The 20217-nt window shown below is 35.6% G+C and carries 19 protein-coding genes, 1 pseudogene and 1 riboswitch; of the genes and pseudogenes, 5 read left to right on the top strand and 15 right to left on the bottom strand.

The window, feature by feature from the left end; translation table 11 throughout:
• Positions 1-30: 30 nt before the first annotated feature.
• Positions 31-124, bottom strand: a riboswitch (SAM-I-IV-variant riboswitch).
• 27 nt (positions 125-151) lie between these two features.
• The 3 genes and pseudogenes from Q0874_RS03480 to Q0874_RS03470 form a co-directional block, all read right to left on the bottom strand.
• Positions 152-532, bottom strand: a complete 381-nt coding sequence (locus Q0874_RS03480; protein ID WP_299159422.1) for a hypothetical protein — start codon at positions 530-532, stop codon at positions 152-154.
• Between the two features lie 544 nt (positions 533-1076).
• Complete coding sequence (locus tag Q0874_RS03475) at positions 1077-2171, bottom strand: hypothetical protein (protein ID WP_299159420.1); 1095 nt, start codon at positions 2169-2171, stop codon at positions 1077-1079.
• A 463-nt stretch (positions 2172-2634) separates the two neighbouring features.
• Positions 2635-2793: pseudogene (locus tag Q0874_RS03470) on the bottom strand (DUF6090 family protein); the annotation flags it as partial.
• Positions 2794-3044: 251 nt separating this feature from the next.
• Here Q0874_RS03470 and Q0874_RS03465 point away from each other — a divergent pair.
• The gene (locus tag Q0874_RS03465; protein WP_299159418.1) at positions 3045-3743 is read left to right on the top strand and encodes a hypothetical protein; all 699 of its coding nucleotides are present in this window, start codon (positions 3045-3047) and stop codon (positions 3741-3743) included.
• A gap of 195 nt (positions 3744-3938) precedes the next feature.
• On the opposite strand, the gene Q0874_RS03460 is transcribed toward Q0874_RS03465, so the two are convergent.
• From Q0874_RS03460 to Q0874_RS03450, 3 genes are all read right to left on the bottom strand, one after another.
• On the bottom strand, positions 3939-6143 hold the full coding sequence (locus tag Q0874_RS03460) for a PQQ-dependent dehydrogenase, methanol/ethanol family (protein WP_299159415.1): 2205 nt from the start codon (positions 6141-6143) through the stop codon (positions 3939-3941).
• A gap of 271 nt (positions 6144-6414) precedes the next feature.
• Positions 6415-8127 (bottom strand): gamma-glutamyltransferase, encoded by a 1713-nt coding sequence (gene ggt / locus Q0874_RS03455; RefSeq protein WP_299159413.1) that lies wholly within the window; start codon positions 8125-8127, stop codon positions 6415-6417.
• A gap of 232 nt (positions 8128-8359) precedes the next feature.
• Positions 8360-9091 carry a DUF6090 family protein gene (locus Q0874_RS03450; protein WP_299159410.1) on the bottom strand — a complete coding sequence of 244 codons (732 nt, stop codon included), beginning with the start codon at positions 9089-9091 and terminating at the stop codon, positions 8360-8362.
• A gap of 409 nt (positions 9092-9500) precedes the next feature.
• Between Q0874_RS03450 and Q0874_RS03445 the strand changes: the two genes are divergently transcribed.
• Genes Q0874_RS03445 through Q0874_RS03435 form a run of 3 tightly spaced genes read left to right on the top strand, consistent with a single transcriptional unit; the run spans position 9501 to position 10670 of the window.
• Positions 9501-9869: a DsrE family protein gene (locus tag Q0874_RS03445; protein WP_299159408.1), complete on the top strand. Its 369-nt coding sequence runs from the start codon at positions 9501-9503 to the stop codon at positions 9867-9869.
• Between the two features lie 15 nt (positions 9870-9884).
• Entirely contained in the window at positions 9885-10235 is a 351-nt protein-coding gene (locus tag Q0874_RS03440) for a rhodanese-like domain-containing protein (RefSeq protein WP_299159405.1), read from the top strand.
• 51 nt (positions 10236-10286) lie between these two features.
• Complete coding sequence (locus tag Q0874_RS03435) at positions 10287-10670, top strand: hypothetical protein (protein WP_299159403.1); 384 nt, start codon at positions 10287-10289, stop codon at positions 10668-10670.
• A 13-nt stretch (positions 10671-10683) separates the two neighbouring features.
• Here the strand turns inward: Q0874_RS03435 and Q0874_RS03430 are convergent, their stop codons facing one another.
• Together Q0874_RS03430 and Q0874_RS03425 are read right to left on the bottom strand one after the other, a co-directional pair.
• Entirely contained in the window at positions 10684-11541 is an 858-nt protein-coding gene (locus Q0874_RS03430; RefSeq protein WP_299159400.1) for a helix-turn-helix domain-containing protein, read from the bottom strand.
• Positions 11542-11834: 293 nt separating this feature from the next.
• A complete protein-coding gene (locus Q0874_RS03425; RefSeq protein WP_299159397.1) occupies positions 11835-12329 on the bottom strand; it encodes a hypothetical protein in 495 nt (164 codons plus the stop codon).
• A gap of 197 nt (positions 12330-12526) precedes the next feature.
• Here Q0874_RS03425 and Q0874_RS03420 point away from each other — a divergent pair, with 197 nt between their 5' ends.
• Positions 12527-12703: a hypothetical protein gene (locus tag Q0874_RS03420; RefSeq protein ID WP_299159395.1), complete on the top strand. Its 177-nt coding sequence runs from the start codon at positions 12527-12529 to the stop codon at positions 12701-12703.
• A 270-nt stretch (positions 12704-12973) separates the two neighbouring features.
• On the opposite strand, the gene Q0874_RS03415 is transcribed toward Q0874_RS03420, so the two are convergent.
• The 7 genes from Q0874_RS03415 to Q0874_RS03385 form a co-directional block, all read right to left on the bottom strand.
• Complete coding sequence (locus tag Q0874_RS03415) at positions 12974-13759, bottom strand: DUF6090 family protein (protein ID WP_299159392.1); 786 nt, start codon at positions 13757-13759, stop codon at positions 12974-12976.
• A 178-nt stretch (positions 13760-13937) separates the two neighbouring features.
• Complete coding sequence (locus Q0874_RS03410; RefSeq protein WP_299159390.1) at positions 13938-14741, bottom strand: hypothetical protein; 804 nt, start codon at positions 14739-14741, stop codon at positions 13938-13940.
• Between the two features lie 189 nt (positions 14742-14930).
• Entirely contained in the window at positions 14931-15731 is an 801-nt protein-coding gene (locus tag Q0874_RS03405) for a DUF6090 family protein (RefSeq protein ID WP_299159388.1), read from the bottom strand.
• Between the two features lie 230 nt (positions 15732-15961).
• Positions 15962-16693: a DUF6090 family protein gene (locus tag Q0874_RS03400; RefSeq protein ID WP_299159386.1), complete on the bottom strand. Its 732-nt coding sequence runs from the start codon at positions 16691-16693 to the stop codon at positions 15962-15964.
• Positions 16694-17052: 359 nt separating this feature from the next.
• Entirely contained in the window at positions 17053-17811 is a 759-nt protein-coding gene (locus tag Q0874_RS03395; protein ID WP_299159383.1) for a DUF6090 family protein, read from the bottom strand.
• 79 nt (positions 17812-17890) lie between these two features.
• Positions 17891-18898 carry a prolyl oligopeptidase family serine peptidase gene (locus Q0874_RS03390; protein ID WP_299159381.1) on the bottom strand — a complete coding sequence of 336 codons (1008 nt, stop codon included), beginning with the start codon at positions 18896-18898 and terminating at the stop codon, positions 17891-17893.
• A gap of 183 nt (positions 18899-19081) precedes the next feature.
• Positions 19082-20104 (bottom strand): asparaginase, encoded by a 1023-nt coding sequence (locus tag Q0874_RS03385; RefSeq protein WP_299159378.1) that lies wholly within the window; start codon positions 20102-20104, stop codon positions 19082-19084.
• Positions 20105-20217: the final 113 nt, after the last annotated feature.

Genomic DNA, 20217 nt, shown 5'->3' with positions numbered 1-20217 from the left:
AATGCATCAGGAAGGGAATAATAAACGGTGAATAATCATTTATTTTGACTGAACTGTCCGTATTCTGAACCACCGTGGCTTTTGTGCTCGGTTGGTACGCTTATTTGCGTTCCTGATACCACTTCAAATTTAAGGATTTTAAATAACTTTACTAAATGCTAAGAGACATAGTATTTACAGTGATCAACGCTACAATACCTATTACAACAACTCCCCCTATAACAATCCATGCCCATGTAGGTAATCCTCCTGTTTTTAGAAGCACTTCATACACTTCATCAGTATTAATTGGAAATTTTACATTCTCTCTTGTATCATAGTCAACCTTTACACCATAAAACTGCCCATCTTCATGTACAATGTATTTATATTTAATGGCATCATCAGTTGAGGTAATAATTTTTACCTCTTTTTGTTGTTCAGCGGCTTGCGCCAGAGTCGTGGGAGTTTTATACGTAGCACAACTTTGAAAAAGGATCAATGCCGTAAAGAACAGTGCAATAATTTTGAACCATTTCTTGAGCGCTTTCATAAATGTAGATTTTATTCAGTATGTCAATAGACAATCTATCAAGCATAAAGGTAGGTGACACAGTCTGGGAAGTAAATGATTTGAATCATTAGGCTACTATGATAATTAATATACTACTGGATAAATTTGTAAATTGTATTTGTCATCAAGAATAAAAGAATAAGGCATACAATTCGGATACCTATTAAGTTGGCAAGTTGCCAAATAGTAAGATTAGAATAGGTGTGACGGGGACTAACTTTATTTACACAAAGGGCAAATTACAAGCACCAAATCTCAAATCTCAAAGTACAATCATCCCCCTTTGTAAATTGGAGCCTGGAACTTGGAACCTGGAATTTGTCATTTGGAATTTGTTTTTTTGTTCGCAACAACGAACCTGGTCCAAGAGCAAAGCGATCTAACCCAGCCTGCCGGCCGAAACGTAGTGGAGGTGGGGTGGGACCACAAGATTACAAGTCCAGCTTATTTACTAAGTTGGACTTTTTCTTTTTAATCCAATGGTCATAGAGTTTTTGAAGATTTAGTAAGACTCCACGGATGCTTAGTTCTGTGTATACACATTTTTCATCACTTCTGTTTTACCTTCATCTTCAGCTACGGCAGAAGTTGTAAACATCATCACTCCGCTAGATTTGCCTGCCAGTCCACCCTTCAGAACAGTTTCAAATTCCTTATTGGAAATGATACCCGGGTTATTATATGCTTGAACGATAGGCCATACTTTTGGATAAGAATCCTTTCTGATATTTAGTCGATTGCTAAACCAGCGTATATTCTCTTTTACCCATGCGGGCTCTCTTCCCATTCTCTTATGGTATACCATAGGAGAAAATACATCGACAGTTTCTTTTAATAGATTATAATCGAGTCCCAGTATGCGACGCCTTGCACTATTAAATTCCTGATCGTCCCATGGACAATGATAAAGTCCAAGGAGCGCCTCTGGTTTGATTTCCTTGATAATGCTTTTTATTTCATAGGTCCAATCATAAATCACCTTGCATCGCCAATTACGCCATGATTCATCATGGTTGTTCAGTATCCATAGTGCCTTCTTTGAGGTAATTCCGTCCGGTATTTCAATTCCTGAATCTTTTGAGAAATCATCAAGACAATGATTACAAAAACACGTTTCGGGCAAGATGGGCTCAGGTTCTTCAAACTGTGCATGCCAATGCACATAGTCCATCCAAACACCATCCAGGTCATACTCCAAAAGTAGATCCCGCAGCTGGCCAAAACGATACTGACGGAAACCGGGTTCGGTAGGACAAACTCCCATAAACCAGGATGCAGCTTGCACTTTTTCACCTTTTTCATTTATTGCCCAGGCTTCAGGGTGCGTTTCTACATAATTTTTACCATTCAAGGTGGCAAATTCAGCAAATAACAGTAACCCCTCAGATCTGGCCCTGTTAACCATTTCATGATTGATCGATCCGCTGTGGACAAAAATAGCATTAACCCCAAGATTATTGAGATTTAATTCTTTATCCCAGAAAGGTTTGGGGTCTCCATAAACACCCCTGATCTCAGCGGTTTCAGTAGATTTTTGTTCACAGGACATAAATAACAATGAACATAAAGTAATATGAAGTAAAATGTATCGAAAACAGAACTTTATAGTTGAATTCATCTTAATTTATGTTTAAGTATCAAATGCACAGGTATTAAGAATTATTATGAGGACAGCACCGGTATCTCTCAAGATGTCTGATCTGCAACACCATAGCTACTTTTTTGTTAGCTAAATTTTTATTTCACTCTTTGCATTGAATTAATTTATGATTTTAAACATTATTTTCCAGATCAGCAAAAGCTTAAACATTGGAAATTAGTAAAGGTAGACATTGGAAACATTAGAAATTTAAAAAAATAAGGCATACAATTCGGAAGCCCATTACTTTGGCAAGCTTTCAAAGAATAAAATATCCAGAATTTATTTTACCTGAAAGACTGATAATAAACTCATCTTCAATAACTATAGGACTCTTACCCAATCTTTCTATAAAAACCTTCCGTAAAGCCAGGAGATGCAGCGCCTGAGCGTGGACCCCAACAATTCCTGAATCAACAGCTTTGTTATACTTTTCAATTAGATCTTCAACAATATTTTTTACTAATTGAGACTCATTTAGGATATTCTTTCTCTCTTCATTCCAATTATTTATACTCAGTGCGATTAATATTCCAATAACAACAAGTATAATTTCACCAATTGCATATTTCAAATACTTTCCAGTTTTATTTTTCTCCATAAGGTCATAGCGTATTTTTCTAAAGAACTTAATCATAGAAAGGAAGTTGTTGGTTGTCCTTCCTAAGGTAAGGAATAATTGAATAAAGGGAGACAGACCTTTTCTGATATTACAATGCATTTAATTGACAGTCAGGCCGGTTATAAGATTCTGAAATCAGACACCGGGCTTAGGCTAATAGGTTCGGAAATTTCCTCAGAATGTTCAATTTTTCACTACCTTATTGACTTAATCCTAAAAATCAACCAATTATGAAAAAAATTATTTTTGTATTTGCAATGTTTATCGCTTTTTCGGTAAGCGCCCAGGACAGCTATTACACGGTTTATACATTTGTTGTAGAACCACAGAACCAGGCCACCGTTTACAATTTGGTGGAAGACTATTATTCCAAGAACAAGCCTGAGGGGGTTTTTGTGCGCCTTTTTGAAATCCACTTTGCAGGTGGCGATGCCACCCATTCCATTGTTTTTTCTGGCTCCCAGGAGGCCCTGGGAAATATGTACGGAGGGGGGCCTAACGACTCTTTCTCTCTTTTTTTAACGCGCCTGAACCAGCATATTAAGGACGGGTCCGGCTCTGCTATGGGTAGGAATATTTCCTTAGTTGGGGAAACCAATGTGCGTTATCGTGCCCAAAGGATGTATTTCCTTGATGTTAAAGATACAGAAGCCTTTGATGCAGCACATAAAAAATTCCATTCTGCACATAACCCGGCAGGCGTTCTCGTAAACATGGGTGCTCCCAGCGTAGGAATGGGAACGGGCAACTACAACCGCTGGGTAATGGTTGGGTTTAAAGACATGAAGACGGCCATTGGGGGAGTAAATAAATTGCTAGACGGGGACGCCCTCAAAGCACGGGAGAAAGCCCGGGAAGAATTAAGAGCAAGTAACGGAGGCGCAGAATTGAAAGGATCAGGCCTGCGGTTACTCCTGGGCGCCTGGTAAAGGATAAAGCCATTTAAAATGGCATAATATACGGTTCTGACTTTTAAATAACTAAGACAGGTATTCTTTAAATGCCTGTCTTAGTTTTTATGGTAATGTCAGATAGAACAGAAGTTATTCAAGCTGCTTAAATAGGCCATACCATAATTGCCTATTAGATCACAATAGTATGAAAAGTAATGATTGTTCGTGCAGTTAGTGATTGTTGCGCACCGTTTCATCCTCCTCCTTTTTACCATTTCTTAAAACCTTGGCGGCATGGATGATATAGTTCCTAACATTAGTTATCTGACTTTCATCTAACCGATCCCCAAAATTAGGCATGCCCTTGGTAAGAAATGCTCCTTCTCCCACAATTTGGGAAAACATCCCAAATATTGCTCTTTCTGAATACGCAATATCCGGATAAGCACCCCCACCACTTCCAGGCGGGCCATGACACCGGTTGCAATATTGGTTAAAAACCAGCTTCCCATGTTCTATATTGTCCATAGAAGCTGTAACCTCCAGATCAATTAATTCCTTTTTAATGGTTGGGTATACAGGAGCAGCTTCATTTTTGCCTAATGCAAAGGTATATATAGTGCCGGGATATAGCTGATCAGTAAATCGTACATACCTGCCAAGAACGCCACCCCAGCCAGATATTATGGTAATATATTGTATGCCGTCTACCATATAAGAGATGGGTGAAGCGACAACCCCTGAACCCACATTGAAACGCCATTCCTCTGTTCCGTCTGTTGCGTCATAGGCAACCAGGAAACCTTCCGCATTTCCCTGAAATACAAGATCTTCCAGGCTCAGGACTCCGGCATTCCAGGTAGATTTATGTGGTACCTTCCATACTTCTTTTTTCTTAATCGGATCCCATGCAATCAACATCCCTTTTTCATCCGGAGCCAGGGAATCCATACGGGTAATGGCATTTTTATTTCCGCCAAGGGCAATATTGAAGGTTCGGATATCTTCCTTGTATTCCCAATTTAATGGTTGACCATAAATCATGGACAGATCCCTAGCCGGAATGTAAACCAAATTCGTAACCGGATTGTACGCCATAGGCTGCCAGTTATGCCCGCCGGCCGGGCCGGGAAATATCTGGGCATTAACTTCTTTGTATCTCCCGTAATCGGTTTCTACAGGGCGTCCAGTTTCCATATCAACATGGCTTGCCCAATTGGTATAAACATAGGGGTCTGCAGAAATTAAGGTTCCATCGGTGCGATCCAGTACATAGAAGAAACCATTTTTGGGCGCTTGCATCAAAACCTTCCTGGGTTGATTGTTGAACTCAATTTCCGCAAGGATCATGTGTTGTGTGGCTGTATAGTCCCAGTTATCCCCGGGAGTAGTCTGATAATACCACTCCAGACTTCCATCGTCAGAATTAAGAGCAACAACGGAAGAAAGATAAAGGTTATCACCTCCCTGAGGACTTCTTAATGACTGATTCCATAAAGTGCCATTCCCAACTCCCACATAAATTAACTTGAGTTCCGGATCATAGGCATAGGCATCCCAGGCAGTTCCACCACCACCGGATTCCCACCACTTACCGCTCCATGTTTCTGCGGCTTTGCGCATTGCTTCATTTTCAAAGCCATTTGCAGGATTTCCGGGTACGGTGTAAAACCTCCAGCTTTGTTGGCCTGTTAAGGCATCATAGGCTGTGACATAACCCCTGACACCATATTCAGCACCACTATTGCCAATGATTACTTTTCCATCAAACACCCTTGGTGCACCGGTAATGGTATAACTTTCACTTTGATCTACAGTTAAAACCTCCCAGGTCTTTTCACCGGTTACGGCATTAATGGCAACTAACCTGCCATCTAATGTTCCTACATAAACAAGGCCTTTATACAGTGCCACCCCGCGATTAACTACATCACAACAGGCTATTTCCCCATATTTGCCGGGCACTTTGGGATCATAAGTCCAGATAAGTTCTCCTTTTCTGACATCAACAGCATATACAATGCTCCACGGGCCACTTACATACATTATGCCATCTACCACCAAAGGTGTTGCTTCAAACCCTTTGGTAGTGCCAAGATTTAAAGTCCAGGCCAAGCCCAGACTGTCTATGTTTAATTTCGTAATCTGAGTTAATGGACTAAAGCGGTCTTCACTGTAGTTTCTGCCATAAGAGAGCCAATCCTCCGGGGTTTTGTCTGCATTTAGTAACCGGTCATAGTCTACTGCATGGGTAACCGCTTTTATATGTTCAACGGATCCTTTGTCATAACTTTGATTACAGCCCGAGAGTATCACAAAGAGGAAGCCCCAAACTAGGTTTAATAGAAGCCTATTTGTAATTAGGTGTCTTATGTATTTTAAAGCTTTGTTCTCGTCTGCACGTGTCTTACGGATTTTACGATAGAAATTGATCATTATAAGGAAGCGGTTAGTTGTTCTTCCTAAGATAAGGAATTATTAAATATGGCAGATATACCATTTCGTCCATTATGTTGCTTTATATGGGCGTTACAATGGAGATAGTAAGTGAATTGTCAGGACTTTTAAGTATTAAATTACCCAAAAGCACCAAGGGAAGATTGTTCAGAAGAGGGTTAGCGAGGAGATGGAAAGGATTTCAAAAAAAATTTAGTTAATGTTTAGTATAACCTGGTTTTTAATGCAGGTTATACAATGTTAGAAATAGTTAATAACCAATTGCAGCTCCCTCAGGTCTGGATGAATCGGATGCTCCAATCAGAATAGTATTCTTCGGATCAATTACAATCCCCATTAAGGCACCTAAAGACGATACAGGGATCAACTGATGGCCCATGAGTTCAAGATTTCTCTTTGTGTCAGGAGATAGCAGGTGTTCTTCGTATTCAATTATATTGGGTAACCACTCATGATTAATTTTCATTGCTTCTATAGCCTTATCTATTTGCATATCATACTCCAGGACATTCAATACCGTTTGAAAAACGGTATTAATAATGGTTTTTCCACCCGGACTCCCTATAACAAGGTACGGTTTTCCGTCTTTAGCGACGATCGTAGGGGTCATACTTGATAGCATTCTTTTTTCCGGTTGAATGATATTTGGATTTGTTCCTATCAGTCCGGAACTTGTAGTTTCATTGGGTATTGGGTTGAAATCCCCCATTTCATTATTGAATATAAAGCCAAGTTTGGGAGACCCCATTCCAGAGCCATAGCTACGTTCTAAAGTGTAAGTCAAAGAAACGGCGTTACTGTTTTTATCAACCACAGAAAAGTGAGTGGTGCTGCTGCCATCATAAATTTGTCCGAATTTTGTCGAGTCACTTGGCGATGCTTTTGACCAATCAATATTTTCAAAACGCTTTTTGGCAAATTTTTTTGAAGTCAATTTATTTATAGGAGTATTCAGATTAAAATCAGGATCTCCTAAATGTTCTGCCCTGTCCGCATAAGCTCTTCTCATTACCTCCGTAAGTAAATGGACATATTCGGTAGAATTGAATTCAATGGAATCCAGGTCTGCTAATTCCATAAGATTCATCATTTCAACAAGTGCTACCCCTCCAGAACTGGGAGGTGGCATGGAGTATATGTCATAGCCTTTGTAGGTCCCTTTTATAGGTTTTCTTTCCACAGCTGAGTATTTCTGAAGGTCTTTTTTCGTTATTATCCCTCCATTTTCCTTCATATAACGGGCAATTTCCTTTGCTACTCCTCCCTTATAGAAACCGTCATGACCCTTGTCCCGGATTTCTGATAATGTATTGGCCAGTTCGGGTTGCTTCCAAACTTCCCCAAAAGATATAAGCTTACCATTGTCCTTTCTGAAATAATCTTTTATAAATTGAATTTTGGAGTTGGTATCGAGATAGATTGCAGCACGTGCAAGGCTCCATGTGAGTTCAAAACCATTATTTGCCAGGTCAATTGCCGGTTGAACCAAATCCGCCCAGGGTAAATGCCCGTATTTTTCATGAGCCAGATAAAGGCCCGCTACCGTCCCAGGTACACCTACTGAGTTCAGACCGATGTGATTACTTGTTGATTCCCTTCCGTAAAGGTTTATTCCTTTGGGAAGGTTCCCGGCTTCATCAAGAAACATATCCGAAGATGCATTCATCGGAGCTTTTTCCCGAAAATCAATTGTAGTAGTAGTTCCAGAAGAATCCATGAAGACCAAAAATCCCCCGCCTCCAATATTCCCAGCAGTTGGATGCGTGACAGCCAATGCGAAGGCCGTTGCCACAGAAGCGTCAATAGCGTTCCCTCCTTTTTTTAGAATTTCGATTCCTACTTCGGATGCGATTTTGCTACTTGATACAACCATGCCATTTCTTGCATAGGTTTGAGCTAAAATGACATGGCTTCCTATTGTAAGACAATAGCTTATAAGGGCAATAATTTTAAAACGGTTCATAAGATTATTTCTAACAATTGAATATAGCACATTATGCACTGTATCACACTTTTGCAAACTAAGATAATTTATTTAGATTAAGCCCAAAGTTGGTTGGGGCTTGGAAGCTATATGGCACATCATTATATGTACACATTAAGGAGAATCACAGATGTGGCAGTGCTTGGTCTTTCTTAATAAAGATGGAGTAGGAAATAGGTAGCAATTACTTATAGCCATTGTTGTGCTTTCGTTATTTGCTGTTTTTATTAAGAATATTAATAAGCTCCATATTTTCTATATTTAGTTCAGTCAAGGATGTTTTAAAGCTTTCTGTTTTAAGCCGCCGTTCGAAGAGAAGCTGTTGAAATTTAATATTTCCCAAATGTTGATCAAGTATCTGAGGTTTAAGAAAATTCAGCGGTAATTTACCAGGTTGGGCTTCATATAATGATTTAAGATTGTGCATACCAACATCACGTAAATATGGTCTAATTTGGTTATGAATAATGTCTTCGTATTCCAAGAAAATGTCACTTACCCGATCTTCCATTAAAAAATAGTTTTGAAGTAGCTCCCTATTGGATTCATTTTTCAAGTTGCTTACAGATTCAGCATGGTTTTGTTGAGTTATTGGCCTGAAATCCGATGAATATCGGACAAGTTCTGTTGAGTCATAATTTAATTCATTTTCACTGTTAAGAACCTTGGCAATCAAATGGTCTATAATATATAATTGATTTGTTAATTCGTTTAAAGACTGATTGATATGCTCTGAATCTAACCTTAGATCTTCAACAATATTTTTTACTAATTGAGACTCATTTAGGATATTCTTTCTCTCTTCATTCCAATTATTTATACTCAGTGCGATTAATATTCCAATAACAACAAGTACAATTTCACCAATCGCATATTTAAAATACTTTCCAGTTTTGTTTTTTTCCATAAGGTCGTAGCGAATTTTTCTAAAGAATTTGATCATTGGTTATTGGTTGGTCATAGTTTCTGCTACATAGCTTTTTTAGCGAAGTAGTAATGAAGGCTAACGTGTTCTTGTATGGTTTCGTTGCAATTAGTCTAAGATAGCAAATAAACAAAAACCCATTATTCAGCAGCGAGGAAATTACTTTCGGAATTTCAGACGCAATTAATTATACAAGTTGTTGTATGCTGTTTAAAGTCATTTTAATATTTCATCATTGACTGAAAGAAGCCGTCTTTATTCTTCGAATAATTTTGCTTCTAATTCTAATATTATAATGTTTTTTTAGTCTTTCTCTCCATTTGAACCTTGAGGTCTATTTTTTGAACTTTTGAATCAATTTGGTCCTTAGAATCGCTCATACATTTGCCATATCAAAATAATTATTAATCATTTAAATAAATTAATCATGAGTACAAAAAAGAAAGTAGTAGTATTAATAAGTTACGGTTTAGATGATGAAAGAGCATCTGTAGCTTGGAGCATCGCAAATGGAGGCATTAATTCTGGATTAGATGTAAGTATTTTTTTAGTTAGTTCAGGAGTTGATTGGGTTAGAAAAGGAGCGGCAGATAATGTCCATTTAAACCCGAAAGACCCAACAATGAAAGAGATGATTGATGCAGTTGTAAATAACAAATGTAGAATAATGGTTTGTCCTCCTTGTGCAGCAGTTAGAGGCTATTCCGTTGACAACTTAATTGATGAAGTGGAAATGATTGGCTCTGGGGCCTTACATCAATTGATATTAGAAGGAGCAGAGGTAATATCACTTTAATTTAAATATTCAATTATGATCATTCAAAAAGATAAAACGTATAAAGAAATCATTGAGCAAATAACTGTTGATGGCTTAGATACTATTATTGCTGAAAATAGTTATACAATTATTGATGTAAGGAATTCAAAAGGCATTGAAACACAAGGTAGTATTCCTGGAGCAATTAATATTCCTTTTGATTCAATTGACAAAAGTATTGAAGAAGATAATGATATTTTTAACTGTGATGGACCATTTTTATTTTGTTGTACTGGAGGAGTAATGTCATATATGGCAGCTATTAAAGCCCAAGAAAAAGGTGTCAAAAATGTGTGCAATTTAGAAGGAGGTCATTCAGCTTGGATGAAGTTGCAAATGACTTAGCTAGATGTCTAACAGCTTATAATTTTTAAGACTAAATATAAAGACAAAATCATGGAATTTTTAATTATTATATTAATAGTTTATGGAATATCAGCTATAGTTACTATAAGCAAAATATTTGAACCATTAAGAGATATAGCTGAGAAAATAAGTCCAAATTTTTGGAAATACTTAACAAGTTGCATGCAATGTCTTCCTTTTTGGGTAGGAGTGTTAGTTTCATTTATTATTGGAGGTCCAGTAAATGTTGAAAATGAAATGTTTCCTTCTTTTTTGAATGTATTTTTTACCTATTTATTTTCTGGATCTTTATTTAGTGGAACTACAATGATTATCCATACTATATTTGTATACTTAAAAGGAGAAAATTGGGATATATCTCAAAAAAAGGACAGGCAACGAAAAGTTAAAAAAGGAATTATTAAAGAGGGTTAATTTACAACCCTCTTTAATTTAACAGAATTGAAGATTTTTTTGAACTTCTCCATTGGTTGGGAGTCATGCCAAATTGATTTTTAAAAGATCTAATAAAGTGAGAATCACTTTCGAACCCACAATCATAACATATTTGTTGAATTGTAAAGTCTGTATTTAAGATGAGGTTACGAGCTAAATGTAAGCGCTTAGTGAGTAACCATTTCCCAGGAGTTGTTAGGTATATCTTTTTAAATTCTCTTTTAAATGAAGATATACTTTTGCCACATAATCTTGCAAATTCATCAACTTTTAAATTATATATATATTGCTCTTCCATTATTTGTTCAATCCCACCATTTACATTTTGAGACAGTGTATAAAGTACGTTTTTAATATCTGAATTGTTATGGTTAGTACAGATGTTTAAAAGCATTTCTCTGAACTTTAATTCCATGATTTTCTCAGGAATTTTTTCACCTTTCTTTAAATATGAAAAAAAAGAGAGGTATAAAGTATTTAAACTTTCAGAAACATTAATTCTATAAACAAAATCTGGATGATTTATTTTTTTTAAACCTGTAGTTTCCCTATTAATATCTTCTTTAATACACCTTTTAATAAAGTCGTCTTTCATAAAAAACATCAGCACACAAAAACCATCTTCAAAATACTGTTGGTTTTTAAAAGCGCCTTTTCTTACAAAAATTGATTGATTTTCTTTTACCAGATATTCAGCTTCTGGGGTTATCCATTTTTTTTGACCACTTAATACATATACAACACTATGACATTCCGACCATGCAGTAAAAAGTTCTTCCTTAATAGGACATTTAAACTCTACTATTAAATAATCCTCTCCAATTATTTTGTTATAATCAGGAGTTTCCAAAAAGTGTTTGTACGAATCAAACATATTTTTAATCCCTTATAATGACTCTAATTTAACAAAAAATAATTAGTCGAGCCTAAAGGATTGTAGCATACCCTTGATATAATTCTAATCTATTTTGAAATTCTAGAACAAATAGATTTTTAAGAAATTGCATACAACGTTTATGTATATGGAAAGTTGCGTGTTTGTGTGCGAGGATTTTCCGAAGGAAAATCAGAAGCTAGTAAACAAAGCAACAAACTTTGGTTAAGTTAAAAGCAGCAATTTTTTATATACTTTGTTGTAAGTCGTTATTTGTTTTTGATTGTTAAATCCTTAATTGTAGGATAAATTTGCTTTGGCTTTTCAGTTTTTTCAAGAAAATCTCTAAAATCTTTTGCAAATGCCATTTTACGCTTAAGCCACCATTCTTGCGTTCCGTCGTGATGAAAATATCCAATCATAGTATTCAAGTGGTTTGTCCAAAGTTGTTTATCCAATACAGACAGTTTATGTTGATAGAACATATTTTCCCAATGTCTAAAAAGCTGAATAAATAAATAATTAGAAGTTCGCTTATCGTCTTCATTTAAATTATCCCAATTGGATGTCGCTTTTTCAAGCAATTCTCCAAGTTCTCTATTTTCTACTAGCTGTCTAAGAAACTCCATATTGGTTTTATTCAGAGAATCATAATAATTAGCCCTCGAAGCTTGTGTGTTTTTCTTTATTTGATATGCAAGAAAGATGACAGATAAGATAACTCCTATACTTGCTATAGAATTAATAATTATTTCATAATTCATTATACTGCTCTTTTATTGACTTACAACTTATTTATATAGATGTAACACACATCTTTAGACCCCCGATTTTACATAAAACAGTAAATCCGTACATCTTTTTTAGTAATATTCTTTGGGATATGAAATTAATAATTAATTTGTTTTAAATCATTCCTATTTTGCATTATAGTTGCACTCTACATTTCTAATTTAGGACGATGACTCTCTATGAATACAAAATACTAACAGAGGATGAGCAGTATGACACTGTATTTGCCAAAGGTAGGTTCCTTGATATTGTTATAGAAGGTAAATCTAAGTTTGTCCTATATGCCTTGGATAAGTTTTTTGTTGAGGTTATTTGGGATATAGAACAGGATGAGATCATAGGCTAAGGACAGTTTAAAGAAGGACATTGCCTGGATAAGTATAGCAATGTGCCAAAGGAGATTTAGTTCAGTTTTTAGGACATTCAAGTATTAAAATCACCCAGGAATATTATGGTAAGGTTGTTCAGAAAAGAGTGGGTGAGGAGAGGGAAAGGATTTCTTAGAAACTAAAGTTCCACAACGGGATTAGAGGATAAGTGAGCGGGAATAAAAATTTGTCTATGACCTCTCAATCGCTACCAGAAGCACTTTAATTCTTTTTATCGTGTATTCATGTTAGTTATACATTGCCCCTATTTCGGGATATAAAGCTTTTATTCCAGCTATTAAGGATTCAGAGTTCTGGATCAGGCCAACTATAGTTGCCAAGTCGTATTGAGACTTTGTTTTTATAGTTTTCAGGGTGTTTTTGATTTCAATTGAATGAATCAGCTCTGTTGCTGTTTTCATATGATCTTTCGTGTAAAACGTAGAATCGGTAACTACCAGCTCCTGACCATTATAAGGGGTTATTAGTGCCCTAGGAAGACCATGCTGATACAAAATATCATTGAAATCAATATCGATATCCGATTCGAACCCTTTAATGCGTATTACGTAATCTGTTAAACCCTTTGCCAAAGTTTTTTGCTGTTTATTTTCAGGGTTATAAGTCAGGTTTTGTATAAAATATTCGGTTTCCGTATTTAACTTAACTCCATGATAATCCCACATGATATAATGCAAGGCAAAGGGACGTTGGATTAGGCTAAATGTATCTGGTTGAATCAGGACAATATCTATTAGTTTTATTTGATTAGTGAGTCCTTTGGATATGCTCACAAGTTCATTAACATCAGATTTAAGGCCAAGAAGAATTTGCTCCATTGAATCCCTGAATAAATAATCTTTTCTTCTTGACTCATTCCAATTATTTACCTGCAGGGCAATTAAAATCCCAATGACCACCAGCAAAATCTCCCCAACCGCATACAGCAGGTACTTGCTGAATTTACCTGCCCGTCCGGCAGGCGGTTTTTCAGTCAGGAGTCTTTGACGTATTTGTCGGAAGAAGCGGAACATAAGTTAGTGGTTGTTCCTACTAATTTACTTAAATAATTGATTTGATGGGAAATGTTATGGCATTCAAGCATAATAATTACTCAGGAGTATTATGGGAAGATAGTTCAGAAGAGGATAAGTGAGGAGATGAAGAAGATTTCCAACTAACGTTTTGAATAAACGGTCGTTTTAATGCCGTTTATTTTTTGTTTTGCACGGATTCGTTTAGTATAACACTATTTTTCCAATCTAGAATAAGCTGTTCTTCAGATATTTTAAGGTAATTTAGTATTTCATCAGCTGTTGTTAATCCAAGCAAATAAACCAAAATAAATCTTCCATAATTATCATCTATATATTGGGCGATGGATCCAGCAAGACCATACCTATTTTCTCCTTTCCAAATATCGGAGAGCATATCGGGACCTCCATTTTTAATGATAAAATCTCGAGCGTCTTTGTATCTTTTTTCATCAAGTTGTCCTGAAGCATAAACGGCAATACCTTCCACAAACCAGTCTATATTATCAATATTTTCAAAAGTTGGTGATGGATTCTGTTGCCCATGAAAAACATGAATCATTTCATGAATTATTATTTTCTTGGTAGCTAAAGTATCCAAAATATCATGTTCACATGCTTGATGTCCCCATGTTCTGGGGGATAAAATATCCAACCTATGACCTATGCCACTAGCGACCATCCAGCACTGGGATTTAAATTCAGGCATATTCCAATCTTTTTGCCATTGCTTGTCAAGACTGTCTCTGTCGCTAAAAAGGTGTACCTCAAAATATCTTGGATAATCTTTACCAAAAAAACTAATTACCTCTTGTCGTCCTTCTTCCAACCACCGGTTTATTCTTTTGGCGTCTATGGAATCGTTAGGGTCATAATATATTTTATAAGGGTCAGAACCGTTTGATGTGTTTGTATTTTGTGCCGTAGTATAATTGGCAACGAAAATTGGCAACAATAATAAAGTAGATAATATTCTTTTCATAACATCACTTTATAGTATGACTGTTTGTAGGTTGATTTGTTACATCTAATTGTGCATAACGCCCAGGCTATGATTTCGTTGTGGGAAACGTAGTAGACTTTTCCACTTATGAAATCAGGCCGTTTGGTGGTTTCTATTTTTGTTTTTTGAATAATGCCACAATGAATTATAGCCATTGTTGCACAATCGTTATTCTTTTAATTCCTGATCTATTGCCAACATGACCTGTTCAGCCCTTTTCCGGCTATTAACAAGTGTTTCACAAGTCAAAGAAACCTTATCTAATAAGGTATTTAACCTGATTATAATAAGTTTGTTTTCTCTAATAAGTCTAATAGGATCTTCTATATCACTCATCCTTCTAAGATCAATCAGATACTGATTCTCTAATAAATCTTTAGTTTTCATTGTTATTTCTAGATTATTATCCCACAATATGCCAGAAAACCACATTTCTGCATTAAGATAGTATTCGTTAATTATCGATTTTAATTGTGGGTTATTCAAAGCAGAATACAGACCCGAATTACCAAATTCTATAATGGCTTTATCATTTATAAACGACCCTACTGTGCCCAAATCGATCGCTGAAAAACATGCATCAAAATATGCTTTATCCCAACCCTTAGGAATAGGTTTTTTCCACAAAATCCGCGGTTGGTTAGGAAATTCATCATAGTGGTAATCATATAATCTAACTGTTTCACCAGCCATTTCTAATATATACTTAATGGCATGAAATCTAAACCCTTCCATCCCAAGAACCCTGTCATGTGATTCAATATCAGATTGAATTGCAGTTTTCAAATTTTTTAATTGCAGATTAACCTGATTTTGAATCTGGCGGTTTTCATTCCAATTATTTATCTGCAAGGCAATCAGTATCCCAATTACCACCAATACAATCTCCCCAATAGCATACCTCATGTATTTTAAAGGCTTGTTGTCGTCTGCGAGTTTTTTGCGTATCCGTCTAAAGAAGTTGATCATGTGCGGTAGTGGTTGTTTCTACTAATTTATTAAAATAATTGATTTGAAGGTAAATGTTAGAGTGTTCTGGCATCTAGATTACCCAGGAGTATTATGGCAAGGTAGTTCACAAGAGGGTTAGTGAGGTGATGGAGAGGATTTCTAGGAAACTTAGTTAATGGTCGGTTATGATTAGTAGTAAGGGATAGCACTTTACCAAGCAATTACTTATAGCCATTGTTGTGCTTTCGTTATTCCTTTATAATTTCCTTATCGAATAATTCTAGAATTTGAGCAATTAATGATAAACCCTTTTCATGGCTTCGTGTTAGCTTGTCATTTTGATAAATAATGTTCTCTGTATTGTTTTCAAAGGCAAGTTCATCTAATAGATTTCTATTATCAATATCAAAACCAGAATTTGGGAATGTATTATCTTTAACAGTTTGAGCTGTCGAAACAGCATCGGCATTTAACCAACTGCCTTTTTCTATTATCATAAGAGTTAATCTATCTCTTGCAGTCTCGAGTTCTTTTTCGCGAGATTTGATGAAATCAAATACCGGATTCCAAGAAGACAACTTATTTCTTAAATTTTGATTTTGAATAATTCCCAAGTTTCCAGAGTTAACTAGATCATCCAAGTAACCATTTCTTTGATAAAATTCATTTATATCATTTAAATCATTGAGTGAGGCATTAAAGTCAGCCCTTGTCATGGTATTTGGCTTATTACCTGTATGATTTAGAATAAGAAATTGCGTTTCTATATTATTTTTGGTTTCGGTTAAAATACTATCCAAAGTCCTATAATTATACTCAAAATCTTGCTTCAAATTTTTTAAAGCCAGTTGCTCATTTTTATTCTGAATACGTTGCTGATTCCAGTTATTAATTTGAAGGGCAATAAGAATTCCGATCACTACCAAAATTATCTCCCCAATGGCATATTTCAAATACTTTCCAGTTTTGTTTTTCTCCATAAGGTCGTAGCGAATTTTTCTGAAGAATTTTATCATTTAGTTGGTGGTTGGTTGTTCCTCCCAAGGTAAGGAATTATAAGGGCATTCTAGTATTCAGATTACTCAAGAGTATTATGGTAGAGTTGTGCAGAAAAGGGTTAGTGTGGAGATGGAAAGGATTTCTAGAAAACTTAGATAACTTGTTCGTGTATGATTTCGTTGTGATTGCGTACTAAGTTAACAAAAGGGGGGAGTGTTTGAGATTTCGGCAAAAATCCTCGAGAGACTCTTAAATGACTAAGCAATGAATTATACAAGTTGTTAGCCTTTGGTTATTTTGGCATTTTTATAAATAACATATTTATTGTTTGTACTTCCTTCTAGTTTATTTCATTATTTAATAATTCCAATATTCCAACAATGCGGTCTCTTAATATAAAAGACTGTTGTTGTGTATTTCTATTAGTTGCAATACATCTTACTAAATGATCTTCGTAATCAGGATTATCTAAAAGTATATTAAAATCAGAAAAGTGTTTTGAGTTTCCTATATCTTTTATTTCTGAAACCCTATTTTCTTGGTCAATCAAAAATGTATATAGAATACCTGTTTTCATTGCCTTGTTGCGTAGTGTTCTTACCTGATAATTCTTAATCAAAAATGGAATATAGATTTCATTTCTGTATTTAGCCCAAGTTTGTTCACCTTCAGTAACCTGTACAATTTCACTGGTCCATCTAGAGAGCAGCCGTTTCAAGCTATCATTTCTAATCAACCTTAAATTTCCTGAGGTAGCTAAGTCGTTAATTATAGGATCAAAAGTTGTATATGGGACTGTTTTTGCCAAATGCATTTCTATACTATCTACATTTCTGATATAGGGATTATCAATATTTGCTAATAATTGAATGGCCGAGTTCATCATATAATCTCTGATGCCAATTTTTTCATCCAATTGCTTAAGATTGCTTTTAAATTCAGAGCGGAGTTGCTTCAAAATTGCGGTTTCCAGTTTTCTATCTATTCTTGATTCATTCCAATTATTAATACTCAATGCTATTAATATCCCAATAACTACTAGTACAATCTCACCAATGGCATAAAGCATATACTTGCTGGCTTTATTTTCTTTAATCATATTTTGTCTAATTTTTCTAAAGAATTTTATCATTTATTAGTAGTGGGTTTTAATGCATTTTATCTTTTGTTGGCAGTAGCTATTTTATTAATTCTTCAAAAGCGTATTTTGTGAGTATTTCATGGCCTCCTTCAAATAATGTTAGTTTTATATTATTCGTTTCCTTAAGAAGCATTACTTCTCTTCCTGAAATCTGTCCAAAATCACCCAATGGTTTTCTGAATTCAAGAAGTGCTAATTTTTCGGTATCTGAAACATACTTAGTACTATCAGTCAGGCCGAGATCTGTAAGTAATTTATTATAGAAGTTAATAGAATGTGTAATTGGAATAACACCATTCCCAATCATGCCATCATAGATACCTGTTGATATTTCTAATGTTGAATAAGTCAACTTATCAACAGGTGTTTTCCAGAATATTGGTGATTTCTGCCTTGCAATTTCCTCATTTAATACGTCGTCTTTAGATTGGGTACAAACAAGAATTTCAGGAGCATATTTAAGCTTGAGGATTTTGGTTTCATCATACCACTGAATCAAATCCACCAGAGGAACCCAGGACGAGAATTTTTTAATTTTATGTTTCGATTTCATAAACATTGCTAAAGTTGCATACCCGCCTCCGCTCATCCCAATTACATATATTCTTGTTGTATCTACGTTTGCATTTTCAAGAGCAAAATCTATTGAAGCATCAATGTCTGATATTACCAGTTCACTGCAACAGGCATCTTTAGTATTGTTTACACCTCTAAAATTTGGGTGGATATAGTTATAATCTTTTTCAAGTGAGAATTCATTAATTGAATCGTACTGAGTGTAATCATTGCTCCATGTGTGGAGACTGACTACTAGGGGTTGTGGGTCAGGCGATTTAGTTTTGTAAAAATAGGCGGATTGCAGCGTTTCATCTATGGGGGATTTAATTTCCACAATTTTAAATTCATCGCTCCATTTTGGAGCTTCTCTGATTTCAACATTTTGGTCTTCTTCGCTGAGGAAATTAGGAAATATATCAAACTGATTTTCAATAATTACTCCGGCACCCAGAGATATTATAATGATTAACAGGGAAGTCTTATTCATAATTTGATTTTATTCGGATTACCGCCAACGGTTCGGCTATGATTTCGTAGCGGGAAATCCGTTAGGATTTTTCGATCTAGAAATCAAGCCTTATAAAAGTAAGTATTTTCAATTTAGGGGAGGGCAGCTATGAATTATAGCCATTGTTGGTGGTCTTTTTTACTCTCGTTTATTCGCAATAATTTAATATTTATTAAAGTAGTCCTGAATTTCATTAATCTTACTCGTAATGGTGAGAGATAACATCAGTAGTATCCTTGCCTTATTTGACGGTAAATCATTCGCGATAATAATTGGTGTACCTTCAGGATTAGACCCCATTATTCTGCCCCCTTTGATGCTAGAAGAAATTACAATTGGTTTATGAGTTGCAGGCAAATTGTATATCTCACTAAACCCATTGCTAAGTCGACCTCCAGCAAACGAGCTTATTACCAATCCTTGATTATATCGATTGGTGAAATAAGTTAGAATCTTTGAATCAAATCCAGCAAAATCCTGAACTATGTCCACTTTAGGCAAACTATCTAAGTTATAAATATTAAATTCACTTTCAGAAGTGTGAGGTTTAATAGGGGAACGATAAAAAGTCACTTTTTCTGGATCACAAAACCCAATAAATCCTAGGTCAGTAGAAGGAAATGCATCTACTCTTCTATTATTCATCTTCAACAAATCTCTCCCCGCGCTGATGTTGTCATTCATTACTACCATAACTCCTTTACCAATTGCTTCGGGAGATATGCCCACTCTGACCGCATTGATTAAATTAGCGGGTCCATCAGCAGAGACTTCATTAGATGATCTCATTGAGCCGACTAAAACAATTGGCACTTTGCTTTGATGGGTTAAATTCAGAAAGAATGCTGTTTCCTCCATTGTGTCAGTACCATGGGTAATAACTATGGACTTAATTTCTGGGTTAGAATTTAGGGCATCCCTAATATGCTTAACGAGTTGTAGCCAAAGTAACGGGGTCATCTTTGAAGATCCAATATTTACAAACTCATCAACTTCAATAGTTGCATAATTGCTTAGTTCAGGTACTGCTTGTATAAGATCATGACCTTCAATTGATGGAGCATTAGTTTTGCTAGCTATTGTGCCCCCAGTAGTGATAATAAGCACTTGAGGTTTTGTAGTACTTTGGGAATAAGATGTTGACCAACAAAAAAGTAGAATGATTATAAATATAATTTTATGCATGAATTAAGTTTTATTAAATATGCGACAATGGATACCAACGTTCTCGGCTATGAGTAGTTGCGTGTCCCGATAGCTATCGGGATATCACTTAACCTTGCAAGTACACACAAAGT

This window comes from uncultured Eudoraea sp. (assembly GCF_947490415.1).
GTDB lineage: Bacteria > Bacteroidota > Bacteroidia > Flavobacteriales > Flavobacteriaceae > Eudoraea.
This window is presented reverse-complemented; position numbering and strand designations above follow the sequence as displayed.

What these genes read in the sequence shown, in the direction of transcription:
- Q0874_RS03450 (WP_299159410.1), bottom strand. Translation starts at nt 9,091, where the DNA reads ATGATCAAATTCTTTAGAAAAATTCGCTACGACCTTATGGAAAAAAAC.
- Q0874_RS03415 (WP_299159392.1), bottom strand. Translation starts at nt 13,759, where the DNA reads ATGTTCCGCTTCTTCCGACAAATACGTCAAAGACTCCTGACTGAAAAA.
- Q0874_RS03405 (WP_299159388.1), bottom strand. Translation starts at nt 15,731, where the DNA reads ATGATCAACTTCTTTAGACGGATACGCAAAAAACTCGCAGACGACAAC.
- Q0874_RS03410 (WP_299159390.1), bottom strand. Translation starts at nt 14,741, where the DNA reads ATGAAAAGAATATTATCTACTTTATTATTGTTGCCAATTTTCGTTGCC.
- Q0874_RS03460 (WP_299159415.1), bottom strand. Translation starts at nt 6,143, where the DNA reads ATGATCAATTTCTATCGTAAAATCCGTAAGACACGTGCAGACGAGAAC.
- Q0874_RS03435 (WP_299159403.1), top strand. Translation starts at nt 10,287, where the DNA reads ATGGAATTTTTAATTATTATATTAATAGTTTATGGAATATCAGCTATA.
- Q0874_RS03425 (WP_299159397.1), bottom strand. Translation starts at nt 12,329, where the DNA reads ATGAATTATGAAATAATTATTAATTCTATAGCAAGTATAGGAGTTATC.
- Q0874_RS03400 (WP_299159386.1), bottom strand. Translation starts at nt 16,693, where the DNA reads ATGGAGAAAAACAAAACTGGAAAGTATTTGAAATATGCCATTGGGGAG.
- Q0874_RS03420 (WP_299159395.1), top strand. Translation starts at nt 12,527, where the DNA reads ATGACTCTCTATGAATACAAAATACTAACAGAGGATGAGCAGTATGAC.
- Q0874_RS03465 (WP_299159418.1), top strand. Translation starts at nt 3,045, where the DNA reads ATGAAAAAAATTATTTTTGTATTTGCAATGTTTATCGCTTTTTCGGTA.
- ggt (WP_299159413.1), bottom strand. Translation starts at nt 8,127, where the DNA reads ATGAACCGTTTTAAAATTATTGCCCTTATAAGCTATTGTCTTACAATA.
- Q0874_RS03395 (WP_299159383.1), bottom strand. Translation starts at nt 17,811, where the DNA reads ATGATTAAAGAAAATAAAGCCAGCAAGTATATGCTTTATGCCATTGGT.
- Q0874_RS03475 (WP_299159420.1), bottom strand. Translation starts at nt 2,171, where the DNA reads ATGAATTCAACTATAAAGTTCTGTTTTCGATACATTTTACTTCATATT.
- Q0874_RS03440 (WP_299159405.1), top strand. Translation starts at nt 9,885, where the DNA reads ATGATCATTCAAAAAGATAAAACGTATAAAGAAATCATTGAGCAAATA.
- Q0874_RS03385 (WP_299159378.1), bottom strand. Translation starts at nt 20,104, where the DNA reads ATGCATAAAATTATATTTATAATCATTCTACTTTTTTGTTGGTCAACA.
- Q0874_RS03390 (WP_299159381.1), bottom strand. Translation starts at nt 18,898, where the DNA reads ATGAATAAGACTTCCCTGTTAATCATTATAATATCTCTGGGTGCCGGA.
- Q0874_RS03480 (WP_299159422.1), bottom strand. Translation starts at nt 532, where the DNA reads ATGAAAGCGCTCAAGAAATGGTTCAAAATTATTGCACTGTTCTTTACG.
- Q0874_RS03445 (WP_299159408.1), top strand. Translation starts at nt 9,501, where the DNA reads ATGAGTACAAAAAAGAAAGTAGTAGTATTAATAAGTTACGGTTTAGAT.